This is a genomic window from Pantoea wallisii (assembly GCF_002095485.1).
Classification (GTDB): domain Bacteria; phylum Pseudomonadota; class Gammaproteobacteria; order Enterobacterales; family Enterobacteriaceae; genus Pantoea; species Pantoea wallisii.
In genome coordinates this window covers 1-13,909 of record NZ_MLFS01000087.1, presented here as the reverse complement: position 1 = coordinate 13,909, position 13,909 = coordinate 1, and the positions used below count along the sequence as shown (strand labels likewise).

The window sequence follows — 13,909 nt, the reverse complement described above, 5'->3', positions numbered from 1 at the left end:
TGGTTTTTAACTTTCGGAGTGGCGACCCGTCAGGGCCGCCAGGTGCGCCAGCGCAGCATTCTGCGTGGCTCACCGTTCCTTCTGAGCGATCAAAGAACCTGTTGCCATGAAAAGCAAACGTAACTTTAAATCCGTAGCTGCTGCAGTAAAAAATCAATAAACAGGCGGCATTTCAGGCGCAACCGGTGATCGCCCGCGTACACAATCGTTATATCCTGCGCAGGCAGTTGATACTCGGGGAACAGCTGCACCAGTTCGCCTCGGGCGAGCTCATCGCGCACCTGCCACTCAGGCAGCACGGCGATACCCAGTCCGGCACGCACCATAGCTTTAATAGAAGTGGAAGAGTTGGAGTGAAAGCGGGCGACAGCCCGCACCTCAATCGGTTCATACCTGTTTCGCTGCAGTGTCCACTGCGTTGGCGTCAGTAAATTACTGTTAGCGATCCAGTCAGCCGTATTTAACGCCTCAGGCGTGGCAACAGGATGATTATTAAGCCACGCAGGCGATGTCACTAAAACAATGTCATAACTGGCAAGCTTACGGCTCTTCAGTGCAGAATCACGTAGCGTACCCAGCGAATAGCCAAATCCAGCCGCTCGGTCACTAAATCATTTAACGATGAATCGGCATAAAAATTAAAATTAAGTCCGGGATGCAATTTGCAAAATTCGCCGGCGATAGGTAACAGATATTTTTCGCCAAATTCGATGGTTGAGGTAATACTTAATGTACCCGAAAGGGATCGGTGACTGGCGGAAATATTCTCCAGCGATGTCTGAATATTGACGAAAATCTCGCGAAAATCGTTGTACAACACCTCACCGGCTTCAGTCAGCGCAATACCGCGCGTACTGCGGATTAACAGCGGCACGTTAAGCGCATCTTCCAGCGTTTTTACATGCACGCTGACCATCGCTTTACTGATAAACAGGCGTTCAGCGGCTTTGGTAAAGGAGCCGCAATCCACTACGGCAATAAAGGTTTGAATACGATTGAGATGATTAAACATTGACTGTTAACTTTTAGTAAACAACGTGTTTAATTTAATTTAATCGACGCTGCGGGTCAAGCCAAACTAGACTGCGCAGCGGAGGTCAAAATGACATATCGTTACCGCGTTGCCACTGTATTTTTAGCCGGTTTTTTCATCGACTGCATTAATATTTTTATGTCCGCCATTGCGTTGCCGGATATATCTCGTCAGCTGCAGGTTTCTGAATCCAGCGTTGCCTGGGTGGCGAACAGCTATATATTAGGACTGACCTTAATTATTCCGTTAAGCGCCTGGATTGCCAGCCATTGGGGGGCGCGTCTTACCATGATGGTCTCAATGGTCGTATTCTCTGCCGGTGCACTCTTCACGGGCTTATCCAGCGAATTTAGCGGGCTAATAACTTTCCGTTTTATTCAGGGCATCGGCGGCGGATTGCTGATCCCGGTTGGGCAGGCGCTCACCTTCGGTCTGTTCGGCAAAGATGAACGTGCCAGGATATCTACGCTGGTCATGGCGGTTGCGCTCATTGCGCCGGCGATCTCCCCGGCGGCAGGCGGTGCTATTGTCGATCACCTCTCCTGGCGCTGGGTATTCCTGTGCAACATTCCGTTCAGCCTGGTTACGGCCGGGCTGGCAATGTGCTGGATCAAAAGCGAAAAAACCCGGGCTCAACGCCCCGATATTGCGGGTTTGCTGCTGGTAAGCCTCGCGCTTACCGCACTGCTGCTGGGCATGTCGCTGTATGCCAGCGCCGCCTCAGCCCTGTTGCCACTCAGCCTGCTGGCCATCGGTCTTTTGTTTGCGGTGCTCTACGTACGGCACTATCGCCGCAAAGCCACACCCATTCTTGACCTCAGCGTACTCGGTAATCCACGCATGCGTTTTTCAGTGCTGGTTTACTATGCGGTGCCGGGCATCTTCACCGGCGTCAATCTGCTTAACATCTTCTTCTTACAACAGGTTTTGGGCTGGGGCGCCAGTGAAACCGGCATGCTGATGATGCTCTATGCCGGCGGATCCTTCTGCGCGATGACGCTTTGCGGTCGCCTCTACAATCGGGTTGGCGCGGCACGTCTCTTTCTGCTGGGATTATGCTGCCATGCGGCGGGCATTGCGATGCTGGCGCTGGTGAGTGCGCAGCTTAGCCTGCCGCTGCTGACACTGGCCTATCTGTTGATGGGTATCGGCGGCGGAATAGGGGCCAACACCGCACAGACTACCGCCATGATCGATTTTGAAGGCGAGCAACTGGCGCGTGCCAGCACTATCTGGAACCTCAATCGGCAAATGTCCTTTAGCGTGGGCGCGGCACTGTTCACGCTGCTGTTCAACCTGTTACAGCAGCACACCACTTCAACAGCGGCTTATCACCGGGCATTCCTGATTGCCGCCGTGCTGGGCGTGCTGCCCCTGCTGCAACTCATGTCACTTAAAACCCCATCGGAGTCGTTATGCGATCAGAAAGAGCGTTAATTGCCCACCGCAGCGTAGTTGAACTGCACCAGTGGATTGAGGAGATCTTCACCGGTCGCGCCGGTTATCCCTCGGCCCTGGATCAGCTCCTCTCCAGCTTCAGCGCCTCGTTTGCCATGATTACGATGCAGGGACAGACTATTGGCCTCTCTGATGTTGAGAGCCTGTTCCGCAACAACGTGGGCGGGCGCCCTCAGCTACGAATTGAGATTGATGCCTGCGAAACCCTGCTGGAGACAGAGAGCTCCGTCGTCTGCCGTTACCGTGAAACGCACCACAATGGCGGCACGGTGCAGGCGCGCTGGTCGCTGGCGATTATCGATATCCCGGAAGGGCAACCGCGCTGGCGTTACCTGCATGAAACGGGGATTGCGGCATCATGAAAACCTACACCGTGCAGCAGTTGCGGCTCCTGAGTGAACAGATCCTTGAAATCACGCTACGGGCAGATCATGCAGAAGCCGCTGCGCTTACGCCCGGTAGCCATTACCGATGGCATCTACCCGGTAGCCTTGGCTACCGCTGTTACTCCTGCGTGCTCTTACCCGGTGAGACGTCAGCGCTGAAATTTGCCATGCGGCTCAGCGCGGTATCAGAGAGCAGCCAGTGGTTAAGTGGTTTGCAAGAAGGTGACAATGTCACGCTTTCCGGACCTTTTAACCACTTTCCTCAGTTGACAGCGCCTGCTGGCGGACGAAACCTGGTGATTGCCGGCGGTATCGGCATTACGCCGCTAACCGGTGTACTGACCCGACTCAGCCATACATCGCAGCCCACAATCTGTCACTATTTTGCCGCTTGTGCCACCCGGGCTGCATATATCAGTGAGCTGGCAGCACTGCCGGGAATCGCACTGCATACGCACTATGCCGATGGTCCGCGAATCTCACTGGATACGCTGCTCAACGATCTGCAGCCGCAGGACCGGATACATGCCTGTGGCCCGGCGCGTCTGTTAACGGCGCTGCTGGCATGTTGTGACGCTCGCGGTTTTCCGCGTGAGCACATTGCGTTTGAGGTATTCACCGTTGCGGCGGCGGCAGATGCCGGCGGCTATGAGGTGGAGGCGACCGAGTCAGGCGTGCGGCTGCGGGTTAACGCCGGACAATCGCTGCTGGAGGCACTGGAGGAGGCCGGACTGGAGCCACTCTATGACTGCCGCCGCGGCGAGTGTGGCATATGCGCCTTAGAGATCGTCGCGGGTGATGTTGATCACCGCGATTTCATTATGACGCCGCAGGACGCGGCCACCAGCACTACTCTTTACCCCTGCGTTTCACACGCAAAGGGGCCCTACTCAAATTAGCGTTGTGAGCCTGTTATGACGAACACTTCCGGATTTCGCGGTGGCGAGATTCACAAATCGGCCTATCTGTCAGAAGCGATATTTGCCACCGAGCAGGTTACGGTATTTACCCATAGCTGGTTGTATCTCTGTCATGCCAGTCAGCTACCGCAGGCGGGAGATTACGTAACCGTGGAGCTGGCCGGTCAGCCGCTGGTGGCGATTCGCCAGAAAAGCGGGGCGATTCATGTGCTGTACAACCGCTGTCCGCACAAAGGCGTGAAGGTTCTGGCGGAAGCGCAGGGCAACTGCGGGCGCTTCCTGCGCTGCCCGTATCACGCCTGGACATTCAAACCCACCGGGGAGCTGCTCAGTATCCCGGTAAAAACCGAGTACGATCCCTGCACTTTGTCAGCCTGTGAAGCCGGTAGCGGCATGGCGCGGGTCGATAATGTTGTCAACTACCGCGACTTTGTCTTTGTGCGCCTGAGCGCAACCGGCATGGCGTTCGACCACTTCTTCGGCGATGCCCTCTCTACGCTGGATAATATGGTCGACCGATCGCCGCAAGGTCAGCTGCGGGTGGTGGGCGCGCCGCTGCGCCATCGCCATCGGTGTAACTGGAAGATGGTAATGGATAACCAAACGGATACCTGCCACCCGATGGTGGCGCATGAATCCTCTGCGGGTGAAGCGGTCAACCTCTGGGCGCAGAGCGGTCAGCAGGGCACCCAGCCTATGGCCGTTGAACTGTTCTCGCCGTTTATGTCCTCTCACGCCTTTTTTGCTGACATGGGGATTCGCGTCTGGCCTAACGGCCACGGCCATACCGGCATCAGCAACTCGATTCATAAAGAGTATTCGTCCATCCCCGGCTATTGGGAGAGCATGGTTAGCCACTATGGCGAAGCGCGGGCCCGGGAGATCCTCGGCGATACCCGCCACAACACCGTCTATTTCCCTAACCTGATGGTAAAAGGGCCGATTCAGACGCTGCGCGTCATTCGCCCGCTTTCAGCCAGTGAAACTGTGGTGGAGTCATGGATTCTGGAGCTGGTTGGCGCACCGCAGAAAATGCTGGAGCGCACCGTGCAGTACAACAACCTGATCAATTCACCCTGTTCGATGGTGGCGCACGATGACGTTGAAATGTATGAACGCGCCACGGACGGCCTGCAGAGCAGCGCCAGTGAGTGGGTGAATATTTCCCGCCTCTATCAAGTCGGTGAGCAGTGGGATGATACCCGACAGACCGCCGGCACCAGTGAAATCGCCATGCGTAATTTCTATGCCATGTGGCAGCGCATGATGGAGAACGCGCATGCAAACTGATACCCGCACCCGGCTGATCGATCTTATCTACCACGAAGCGGACCTGCTGGATGCCCAGGATTACGACCGCTGGCTGCCGCTGCTGGATGAAGATTACCACTGGTGGATGCCAATGCGGCACGATCAGCCCAGTCCGTTGACCGAATCCTCGCTGCTGTATGAGGACCTGTTTGTCACGCGTTTGCGTATCAACCGCCTGCGCAGTGCGCGCAACTTCTCTCAGCAGCCGAAAAGCCGATCGCAGCACTTGCTACAGCGCCCGGTGATTACGCTGCACGAGCAGGGACAAGCCAGCAGCCGCTGCCAGCTGCTCTACAGCGAAAGCCGTGGCGAGCAGGAGTGGCACTATGCTGCCTGCCTGGAACATCAGTTTTGTCAGCGTGAGGGAGAGTGGCTGATCGCCGCACGGAAAACCACGCTGCTCAACCTTGAACGTCCGCTTGATAGTTTACAGCTCATCCTTTAAGGCCTGCACCATGAATCCGATACATCCACATGCGTTTCCTTATATTGATACGCTCTTTGATTACGGCAGCTTTCTGGCGCGGGTGGCGGAGAAGGGCAGCATTGGACACCTGCCTGCCGGTGAAACGGCGCCTTCAGTCGCGATTATCGGCGCCGGCTTGAGCGGGCTGATAGCGGCACGCGAGCTGCTGCGCGCAGGCGTCACGCAGGTGACAATCTACGAAGCTGAGCCGCAGCGCCATGGCGGCAGACTACTCAGCCAGCGCTTTGATGAGGCGCTACCAGAGTACATCGCGGAAATGGGCGCGATGCGCTTTCCCCCGACCGAAGTCGGTTTGTTTCACTATCTGGCGTACTACGGCATTGATACTGCGTCGGTATTTCCCGATCCCGGCGTGGTAGATACCGAGATCCATTATCAGGGCGAAGCGTATCGCTGGCAGGCGGGGATGCCGCCGCCAGCACTGTTCCGGCGCGTAGATCGCGGCTGGAAAGCGTTTCTGCAGCAGGGCGTAACGCTGGATGATGGTACGCGCCTGCCGTCCGCCGCCAGCCTGACCCGGGCGCTGCGTGAAGGCCGTTTAGCCGATGCGAAAGAGGGTTGGCAGTGCTATCTCGATGCCTTTGGCGACAGCTGCTTCTACTCCTCGCTGGTACGGATATTTACCTGCCAGCAGCCACCAGCGGGGGGAGCGCTGGCATAAACCAGACGATTTTGCCCTGTTTGGCTCGCTGGGCATCGGCTCAGGTGGGTTTCAGCCGGTGTTTCGTGCGGCATTTATTGAGATCATGCGCCTGGTGGTCAATGGGCTGGAAGAGGATCAACGCCTGGTGCCTGCGGGGATCGCCACGCTGACCGATCGCATGGCGCAGGAGAGCATTGAGGGTGCAACCCTGGCGCAGCGCATCTGTTATCAGCGCGTTACCGCGATCGGCCAGACAGACGATGCGCGCTTTACAGTGACAACGGCGAAGGGTGAGCATCAGCAGGTTGATCGCGTTATTGTCACCGTTTCGACACGCGCGATGCAGGTCTCGCTACGTCTGTCACAGCAGCCGGCGTGGCTGACGCCCGCCGTCAGACGTGCAATTAACGAAACGCACCTGATTGGCTCATCCAAACTATTTCTGCTCACAAAGGATAAGTTCTGGCTCAAACAGGGTTTGCCGCACACTATCCTTAGCGACACGCTGGCAAAAGGCGTCTACTGCCTGGATTATCAGCCGGAAAACCCGCAAGGCCACGGCGTGGTGCTGATCAGTTACACCTGGGAGGATGATTCGCACAAACTGGTGACGCTGCAGGATAAACGCGCGCGGCTGGAGCGACTGGTCGATGAGCTGAGTGCCACTGCGCCAGCATTTGCGCGCCATCTCACGCCGATGAATAACGATCCCCGTTATATCCTTGAATATGACTGGCTGACCGACGCTCAGGCGCTGGGTGCCTTTAAACTTAACTATCCCGGCGACGACCACTACTCTGAAGCGCTGTTCTTCCAGTTTCAGAGTGCACGTGACAGCGTCACCGATTGCGGCCTCTATCTGGCCGGATGCAGTTGCTCGTTTACCGGCGGCTGGGCAGAAGGGGCGATTCAAACCGGCATTAACGCAGCCTGCGCCACGGTACATAGCCTCGGTGGCCGGTTACTGCCGGATAATCCGCTTCAGGCGATGTCACGCCACTATCACTACTGATTGGAATCCTTATGCATAACATCTCCGATCGCTCCCTGGCCGCTGAGGTGGCCATCAACCGCACGCCGCAAGGGTTACAGCACAATCATCAGTGGCGGCTGGCAAGGTTACAGCAGACACGCCAGCATCACGCTTTTATCAGCGTGGATGAGTCCTGTCTTACGGGTGAGATGCCGCGTGGCTGCGCGCCCGAAGCACCGCTTTTTGGCTTACCTTTCTCCTGCAAGGACAATATTAATGTGCAGGGATTTGCCACCAGGCGCCGGGACGCCAGGCCTGGCGGATTTCCATCCGGCACAGGATGCGCCGCTGGTGGCGCGGCTGCGGGCGCTGGGCGCGCAGCCAATCGGCAAAAACAATATGCACGAGCTGTCGTTCGGCGTAACTTCGGTCAATGCGCACTGGGGAACAGTGGAAAATCCACGTCACCCCGGGTTTCTGGCGGGCGGCAGCAGCGGCGGTAGTGCGGCGGCGGTAGCTGCGGGCGCAGTGGCGTTCAGTGTCGGTACAGATACCGGAGGTTCGGTGCGCATTCCGGCTGCGCTCTGCGGCGTGTGCGGCTTTCGGCCGACCACCGGGCGCTACCCGCGTGACGGTATCGTGCCGGTTTCGCACACCAAAGACACACCGGGGTTTATTGCTGCGCGGGTAGAGGACATCGCGCTGCTTGACGCCGCAGTCATGGGCGAGTCTGTGGCAGCACCGCAGCTGCCGGCACGTATCGGCATCCCTGAGCGCTTTCTCTGGCAAGGGATCGACGCCAGCGTTGCGCAGACCTGCCAGCGTGCTGTCACAATGCTGGAGCAGCAGGGCGTGGAGATTGTGCGTTTCGATGATGCGCATCTGGGCGACATGAACGCATCGGTTCAGTTCCCGGTCCCGTTTTATGAATTTTTTGTCGATTTCCCGCGCTTTCTGCTCAGCGAAGGGCTGGAGTGGCGCTTCTCTCACATCCTCTCGCAGCTTAGCGATAGCCAGGTCAGTAAAATTCTGCATACCCAGCTTAGCCAGTGCACGGTTTCCTGGGACGATTACATGGCGGGTTTGTGTACCATTGGCGATCTGCGTGCCGCCTGGCAAGAGACATTTGCGCACTATCAGCTGGATGCGCTGCTGTATCCCACGGTGAGCTGTGCCGTGCCGCCGCTGTCCGCCGCCTGCGATCACGCAGTATTTGAGCAGCTGGTACGTAACACTGATATGGCCAGTAGCGTAGGCGCGCCCAGCCTGACGCTGCCGGTTGCGCGCGCCGGTGAATTTGCAACAGGGCTCTCACTGGATGGTCTTCCAGGGTATGATCGCCGCCTGCTACAACATGCCAGCGCCATTGCTGCCGTGTTGCGGTGTTAATTCACAGACCTCTTAGGGATAGCCACTTCATGGAAACAACCTTGGTTCGCCGCCAGCCTTCGGTCTGGTGGGGAGCGATGATTATCTGCGGTACCGTCGTCGGCGCAGGCATGTTCACCTTACCCATTGTGATGGCCGGCGCGTGGTTTGGCTGGGCACTGCTGCTGCTTGGCATCAGCTGGGGCGCGATGTTGCTGTCAGGACTGCTGTTTATGGGCGTCAGCCTGCATTACCCTGCGGGCGCGGGCTTTGATACGCTGACCAAAGATCTGCTGGGCCGCGGCTGGGCGGTGATTAACGGGCTAAGTATACTGTTTGTGCTGGGCATTCTTACTTACGCCTACATCTCCGCCAGCGGGCCGGTGTACCAGCAATCGCTTCAGCAGCTGGGCCTGCCGTTTTCAAATGCCGGTGCAAAGATTGCTCTGACGCTGTGCGTAGCGATCGTGGTCTGGCTGGGTACCAAAGGGGTGAGCCGGCTCATGACTTTCTGCGTACTGGCGAAAATTTTGCTGCTGATTGTGCTGTTTGGCGGGCTGCTGACCCAGATAAGCGTGCCCTCGCTGTTCAGCGTGGCGCCGCCGGGTGAGCGCTACTGGCCTTATGCGCTTGGCGTGCTGCCTTTTTGCCTTGCCTCTTTTGGCTATCACGGCAACATTACCGGCCTGGTGAGCTACTACGAACGCAACCAGCAGCACATCACGCGCGCGCTGGTACTCGGCACGTTGATGTCGCTGGCGCTCTATCTGTTCTGGATCACCAGCACCATGGGCAACCTGCCACGTGCGGCCTTTCCCGGTATTATCGGGCAGGGCGGCGATATTGCCGCTTTGCTGGCCGCGCTGCGTGAGCATCTGCACGTCAGTGCGCTGGCGCTGATGATGTCGGTATTTTCCCACTTCGCGGTGATCGCCTCGTTTCTTGGCGTGACGGCCGGGCTGTTTGATTTTATTGCTGACCGCCTCGGCTGGGGCAGCTCACCGCTGGCGCGCTTCAAAACCGCCTGTCTCACCTTCCTGCCGCCGCTGCTGGCTTCGCTGTTCTGGCCACATGGTTTTGTGGCGGCTATCGGATTCGCCGGTCTGTTTGCCACGCTCTGGGCAGTGATTGTGCCGGCACTGCTGGCGTGGCGCGCTCAGCAACGTTTTAGCGACCATCCGCGCGTTACGCTGGCGATTGTGCTGGTGCTGATCTTCGGTGGCCTGAACATTCTGGCATGGGGATTGAGCTGGCTGAACGTGCTGCCGACCTTTGGCACGGCGTAACGGGCAGAGGGCGCAGGCCGTCACGCACCCCGGCAGACATTGCTGCCGGGGTGCTGACGCCGCAGCGCAATCAGGCGCCTGCCAGCACCTGCAGCGCATGGGCAAAGAAATCGTTACGGCCAAAATTACCGGATTTCAGCGCCAGCGCCAGCGGGACCGTGCGCTGCGCAAACAGCGCCGGCACGCCGGGGTCGATCTCCTCTCCCACCTGTAACGATCCCAGGGCTAACGCGCTCACCACCGCCCCGGAGGTTTCGCCACCCCCAACCACCAGCCGCTGAATGCCTGCCTCATAAACCAGCTTGCGGGCCGCGTCGCCAAACAGCTGATCCAGCCGCCGGGAGATATTGTGCTGACCAAACTGCTGCTGCGCCTGCTGCACGCTGTCAGGATCGCCGGAGGAGTAAACCAGCGGGCAGGCGTGTTGCTGAGTCAGAATAAACTGCACAATGTCATCGGCAGTGACGCGCTCATGCATCACATCCTGAATATCCAGCGCCAGTACCGCATGCTGTTTCTGGTGCTCATCAATCTGTCCGCGCGTGGCGCCTGAACAGCTGCCGACCAGAATCGCTGTCGCACCCTCAACCCGCGGCAAAGCGGCGCGATTGCCCTGCGCTTTACCGGCTTTGATCATGTTATGCGGCAGTGCCAGCGCAATGCCCGATCCGCCACTGATCAGTCTCGATCCGGCGGCAGCGATACCAATCACAGTGAGATCGCGATCGCTCAGGGCATCAATCACGACCAGCTCTGCAGCGTCACTGTCTGATGCCTGAAGCCGTGCTGCCAGCGCTTCACTGCCTTGTACCACCTGCTGCCAGCCAATATGGCTGACAGGTGTCGTGGCCTGGCGCGCCAGTAAGCGCCGGATGTCAGCGTCCTTCATTGGTGTTAGCGGATGGTGCGCCATACCGGACTCATTCAGCGGCCGGTCATGCACAAACAGATTGCCCTGATAAACCGTACGTCCCATCGCCGGGAAGGCCGGGCAGACCACGACGCGCTTTGCTTCCAGGCGCTGCGCCAGCGCATCCAGCACCGGACCGATATTGCCCGCATCGGTAGAGTCAAACGTTGAGCAGTACTTAAACACGATCTGTTCACAGCCCTGCGCCAGCAACCATTCACAGGCCTCCAGCGACTGCTGTACTGCCTGATCCGCCGGCAGCGATCGTGATTTCAGGGCGATCACTCCGGCCTCCACATCCGACAGCGCCGGCTGCTGCGGCACACCAAGATATTGCGTGGTATGTAAACCCCCTTCGCCCGGTAGCCCTTTGGCTAAGGTGACGGCGATATCGCTGGCCCCGGTAAAATCATCTGCAATCACGCCAATCAGCATTGCGCACCTCTCAGCGCCGTCTGCATTTTCTGCACCGCGGCGTGCGGAGCGGTAAGCACGGGGACATCAACGCAGGCACGCACCGCATCGGCCGCACGTGAGGTAGAGAAGTGCGCCAGCATGATGGCATCACAGTGGCTGAGCTGCGGCGCGTACTCCGCCACCAGCCGATTGTGGCTGGCGGCATCGCCTTTACGCAGCAGATCGATGGCATCCGGCACTAACACCGTCTCCAGCGTTGCTGACGAACCGATCTGCGCTGCGTAGCGATCAAACTCATCGCACATCGTTACCAGAGCGGGGCCAAAGGTAGCCAGCATACCGATGCGCTGGCCCTGCTGCAGCGCCGCTTCAAACATCGCTTCATTAGGCTTAAGCACCGGCACGGGTACGGCGGCCGCCAGCTCATCGATAGCCGGGCCAAACGCCGAGCAGGTCACCAGTATGCCCTGCGCGTGCAGACTATAACCATAGCGGCCCAGGGCGACAAAACGGTCGCTCAGCTCGCGCGAAAGCTGCGGCTCTTTCGCGCGATCAAGCGTCAGCCCATCATCCAGCAGATTGACGAGTTCCGCTTCCGGCCACAACGCCTCAAACGCCTGCTGAATGGGGGCCATCGCCACCGGCGTGGCGTGCAGTAAAACGATTCGTTGACTCATGTGCTCTCCGTCATTTGCGACGCATAAAGTAGATGACAGCACACCATAACTGAGTGCAGATGAAAATGTAAGGGCTTACATTTTGCTTCGATAAGTGACGGCGATCACATAAAAAAACTGAGCGTCTGGCAGGATATAAACAGGAAGCATTCGCCTGAATGTTAAATTTGAAATCGCTTACTAAATCAATAACGCCGGAAAAGCACTATGACAACTCGTGGAGAGACCACCGCTCTGAACATCGCCGTGACACCCGAAGCGCAGGCGCGTCCCGTTTCAAACGTGCCGCGTCATTTTCGTGATCTGCTGGCGCTGGACGATTTTGAACGCCATGCACGTAAGCGCCTGCCCAATATGATTTTCCAGTACGTTAAGGGCGGCGTCGAGACCGGACGTGGGCTGGCTGCGGCTTATGAAGCCTATCAGCAATATGTGTTTGTACCGCGCATGTTTCGCGATGTCTCAGGGCGCGATCAGCACGTAAACCTGCTGGGCCATAACTGGTCACATCCGTTCGGCGTGGCGCCGCTTGGCGGTGCGTCGTTTGTCAGCTACCGTGCCGACCTGATGCTGGCCAAAGCGGCACGGGCAATGAATGTGCCGATGATCCTTAGCGCCTCGTCGCTGATTCCGCTGGAAGAGGTGATTGCCGCTAACCCGGACGCATGGTTTCAGGCCTATCTGGCGGGCGATCAGCCGCGTATCGACCGCCTGGTGGATCGCGTCGAGCGTGCGGGCTATAAAACGCTGGTCGTGACCGGCGATACGCCGATGCTGGGTAACCGGGAGCACAACACGCGCAGCGGCTTTAGTATGCCGATCAAAATCACGCCGAAGGTGATGTGGCAGAGCGCGATGAGCCCGCGCTGGTTGCTGGGCACCGTGGCGCAAACTTTTCTGCGCCACGGTGCGCCACACTTTGAGAACACTGATGCAGAGCGTGGCCCGCCGATGATGTCTGACAAAGTGCGCAACACCAACGCGCGTGACAAGCTGAGCTGGAAACACGTCGAGGCGATTCGTAAAAAGTGGAAGGGCAATCTGGTCATCAAAGGACTGATGTCGCCGGACGACGCCTTCATCGCGCGGGATTTAGGCGCAGACGCGGTGATTCTCTCTAATCATGGCGGTCGCCAACTCGATTACACCGTGCCGCCGTTACATACGCTGCCAGAGATTGCGGCGGCCAAAGGGGATATGAAGGTGATTATTGATAGCGGCATCCGGCGGGGCACTGACGTCATGAAAGCGATGGCGCTGGGCGCAGACTTTGTGTTTCTGGGGCGCCCGTTTCTGTATGGCTCAGTGATTGGCGCTCAGGCGGGTATTGAACACGCAATGCATATTCTGCGTGACGAAATCGATCGTGATTTGGCGCTGATTGGCGTAACGCGCCCGGATCAGCTGGATGCGTCGCTGCTGCGGCGTGCACCCCTGTTTACGCGTGAGGGATAACCATGGCTTTGACTCTCTTTAGCGCGCTGGCGCTGAGTGCCCCCTTTGATCGGCTAATGCCCGCGTGGCAGGCGCAGCAGCCTGATATTCCGCTGACGATGCGTTGGCATCCAAGCACGTTGATTGAGAAGGCGATTAACCAGGGCGAACAGGCGGATGTGGCGATCGCCACCGTTGACACCGTGGATCGCCTGATCGCAGCAGGTCTGGCCCTGGCAGATAGCCGCATTGAAGTAGTGGACTCGCCAATTGGCATTGCGGTGCGCGCCGGCGCACCGCAGCCGGATATCAGCACGCGGGATGCGCTGGTGCAGGCTCTGCTGGACGCGCGCTCGGTGGCCTGGTCTGAAGCCGGTGCCAGCGGCGTCTGGTTCGCTCAACTGCTGAAACGGCTACAGATAGACGAGGCGCTGCGTGCGCGCGGGACAGTTATTCCTGCCGGGTTTACCGCAGAACAGCTGGTGAACGGCAGTGCGGACCTCGCGGTACAGCAAATCAGTGAGCTGCTGATGGTGCAGGGGATCGATGTTGTCGGGCCGCTGCCGGCGGAGACGCAGCAGGCCATCTCGCTTTCGGCGGTTGTGC

At 58.3% G+C, this 13,909-nt stretch carries 13 protein-coding genes and 1 pseudogene; 11 read left to right on the top strand and 3 right to left on the bottom strand.

The window, feature by feature from the left end:
- Window positions 1–125: 125 nt before the first annotated feature.
- A pseudogene (locus HA48_RS20650) lies at window positions 126–1,012 on the bottom strand (LysR family transcriptional regulator).
- A gap of 90 nt (window positions 1,013–1,102) precedes the next feature.
- On the opposite strand from HA48_RS20650, the gene HA48_RS20645 reads away from it, so the two are divergent.
- The 9 genes from HA48_RS20645 to HA48_RS20610 all read left to right on the top strand — a co-directional run bounded on the left by HA48_RS20645 (window position 1,103) and on the right by HA48_RS20610 (window position 9,865).
- Window positions 1,103–2,470 carry an MFS transporter gene (locus HA48_RS20645; protein ID WP_128602988.1) on the top strand — a complete coding sequence of 456 codons (1,368 nt, stop codon included), beginning with the start codon at window positions 1,103–1,105 and terminating at the stop codon, window positions 2,468–2,470.
- On the top strand, window positions 2,449–2,853 hold the full coding sequence (locus HA48_RS20640) for a hypothetical protein (protein WP_128602987.1): 405 nt from the start codon (window positions 2,449–2,451) through the stop codon (window positions 2,851–2,853). Before HA48_RS20645 ends, HA48_RS20640 begins: the two co-directional genes overlap by 22 nt.
- Entirely contained in the window at window positions 2,850–3,776 is a 927-nt protein-coding gene (locus HA48_RS20635; protein WP_128602986.1) for a flavin reductase family protein, read from the top strand. The genes HA48_RS20640 and HA48_RS20635 overlap by 4 nt, the downstream gene beginning before the upstream one ends.
- Window positions 3,777–3,791: 15 nt before the next feature.
- Window positions 3,792–5,087: an aromatic ring-hydroxylating oxygenase subunit alpha gene (locus HA48_RS20630; RefSeq protein WP_128602985.1), complete on the top strand. Its 1,296-nt coding sequence runs from the start codon at window positions 3,792–3,794 to the stop codon at window positions 5,085–5,087.
- Window positions 5,077–5,553: an aromatic-ring-hydroxylating dioxygenase subunit beta gene (locus tag HA48_RS20625; protein ID WP_128602984.1), complete on the top strand. Its 477-nt coding sequence runs from the start codon at window positions 5,077–5,079 to the stop codon at window positions 5,551–5,553. Before HA48_RS20630 ends, HA48_RS20625 begins: the two co-directional genes overlap by 11 nt.
- Before the next feature lie 10 nt (window positions 5,554–5,563).
- The gene (locus tag HA48_RS22720; RefSeq protein ID WP_244182918.1) at window positions 5,564–6,256 is read left to right on the top strand and encodes an FAD-dependent oxidoreductase; all 693 of its coding nucleotides are present in this window, start codon (window positions 5,564–5,566) and stop codon (window positions 6,254–6,256) included.
- Window positions 6,171–7,250 (top strand): NAD(P)/FAD-dependent oxidoreductase, encoded by a 1,080-nt coding sequence (locus HA48_RS22715; protein WP_244182917.1) that lies wholly within the window; start codon window positions 6,171–6,173, stop codon window positions 7,248–7,250. The genes HA48_RS22720 and HA48_RS22715 overlap by 86 nt, the downstream gene beginning before the upstream one ends.
- Before the next feature lie 237 nt (window positions 7,251–7,487).
- Window positions 7,488–8,600, top strand: a complete 1,113-nt coding sequence (locus HA48_RS20615) for an amidase family protein (protein ID WP_158086977.1) — start codon at window positions 7,488–7,490, stop codon at window positions 8,598–8,600.
- Window positions 8,601–8,629: 29 nt separating this feature from the next.
- On the top strand, window positions 8,630–9,865 hold the full coding sequence (locus tag HA48_RS20610) for an aromatic amino acid transporter (protein WP_128602982.1): 1,236 nt from the start codon (window positions 8,630–8,632) through the stop codon (window positions 9,863–9,865).
- Between the two features lie 70 nt (window positions 9,866–9,935).
- On the opposite strand, the gene otnK is transcribed toward HA48_RS20610, so the two are convergent.
- Window positions 9,936–11,210, bottom strand: a complete 1,275-nt coding sequence (otnK, locus tag HA48_RS20605; RefSeq protein WP_128602981.1) for a 3-oxo-tetronate kinase — start codon at window positions 11,208–11,210, stop codon at window positions 9,936–9,938.
- Entirely contained in the window at window positions 11,204–11,869 is a 666-nt protein-coding gene (locus tag HA48_RS20600) for an aspartate/glutamate racemase family protein (protein WP_128602980.1), read from the bottom strand. Before HA48_RS20600 ends, otnK begins: the two co-directional genes overlap by 7 nt.
- A 207-nt stretch (window positions 11,870–12,076) precedes the next feature.
- Here HA48_RS20600 and HA48_RS20595 point away from each other — a divergent pair, with 207 nt between their 5' ends.
- Window positions 12,077–13,324, top strand: coding sequence for an alpha-hydroxy acid oxidase (locus HA48_RS20595; protein WP_128602979.1), 1,248 nt, complete (start codon window positions 12,077–12,079; stop codon window positions 13,322–13,324).
- Window positions 13,325–13,326: 2 nt separating this feature from the next.
- Window positions 13,327–13,909, top strand: a 583-nt coding sequence (locus HA48_RS20590; RefSeq protein ID WP_139807995.1) for a molybdate ABC transporter substrate-binding protein, incomplete at its 3' end; no start/stop codon positions are given.

Excerpts from the sequence above, each read along its gene's own strand:
- HA48_RS20635 (WP_128602986.1), top strand. The coding sequence starts at position 2,850 with ATGAAAACCTACACCGTGCAGCAGTTGCGGCTCCTGAGTGAACAGATC.
- HA48_RS20625 (WP_128602984.1), top strand. The coding sequence starts at position 5,077 with ATGCAAACTGATACCCGCACCCGGCTGATCGATCTTATCTACCACGAA.
- HA48_RS20610 (WP_128602982.1), top strand. The coding sequence starts at position 8,630 with ATGGAAACAACCTTGGTTCGCCGCCAGCCTTCGGTCTGGTGGGGAGCG.
- HA48_RS20615 (WP_158086977.1), top strand. The coding sequence starts at position 7,488 with ATGTGCAGGGATTTGCCACCAGGCGCCGGGACGCCAGGCCTGGCGGAT.
- HA48_RS20645 (WP_128602988.1), top strand. The coding sequence starts at position 1,103 with ATGACATATCGTTACCGCGTTGCCACTGTATTTTTAGCCGGTTTTTTC.
- HA48_RS20630 (WP_128602985.1), top strand. The coding sequence starts at position 3,792 with ATGACGAACACTTCCGGATTTCGCGGTGGCGAGATTCACAAATCGGCC.
- HA48_RS22715 (WP_244182917.1), top strand. The coding sequence starts at position 6,171 with ATGCCTTTGGCGACAGCTGCTTCTACTCCTCGCTGGTACGGATATTTA.
- HA48_RS20595 (WP_128602979.1), top strand. The coding sequence starts at position 12,077 with ATGACAACTCGTGGAGAGACCACCGCTCTGAACATCGCCGTGACACCC.
- HA48_RS20640 (WP_128602987.1), top strand. The coding sequence starts at position 2,449 with ATGCGATCAGAAAGAGCGTTAATTGCCCACCGCAGCGTAGTTGAACTG.
- HA48_RS22720 (WP_244182918.1), top strand. The coding sequence starts at position 5,564 with ATGAATCCGATACATCCACATGCGTTTCCTTATATTGATACGCTCTTT.
- HA48_RS20600 (WP_128602980.1), bottom strand. The coding sequence starts at position 11,869 with ATGAGTCAACGAATCGTTTTACTGCACGCCACGCCGGTGGCGATGGCC.
- otnK (WP_128602981.1), bottom strand. The coding sequence starts at position 11,210 with ATGCTGATTGGCGTGATTGCAGATGATTTTACCGGGGCCAGCGATATC.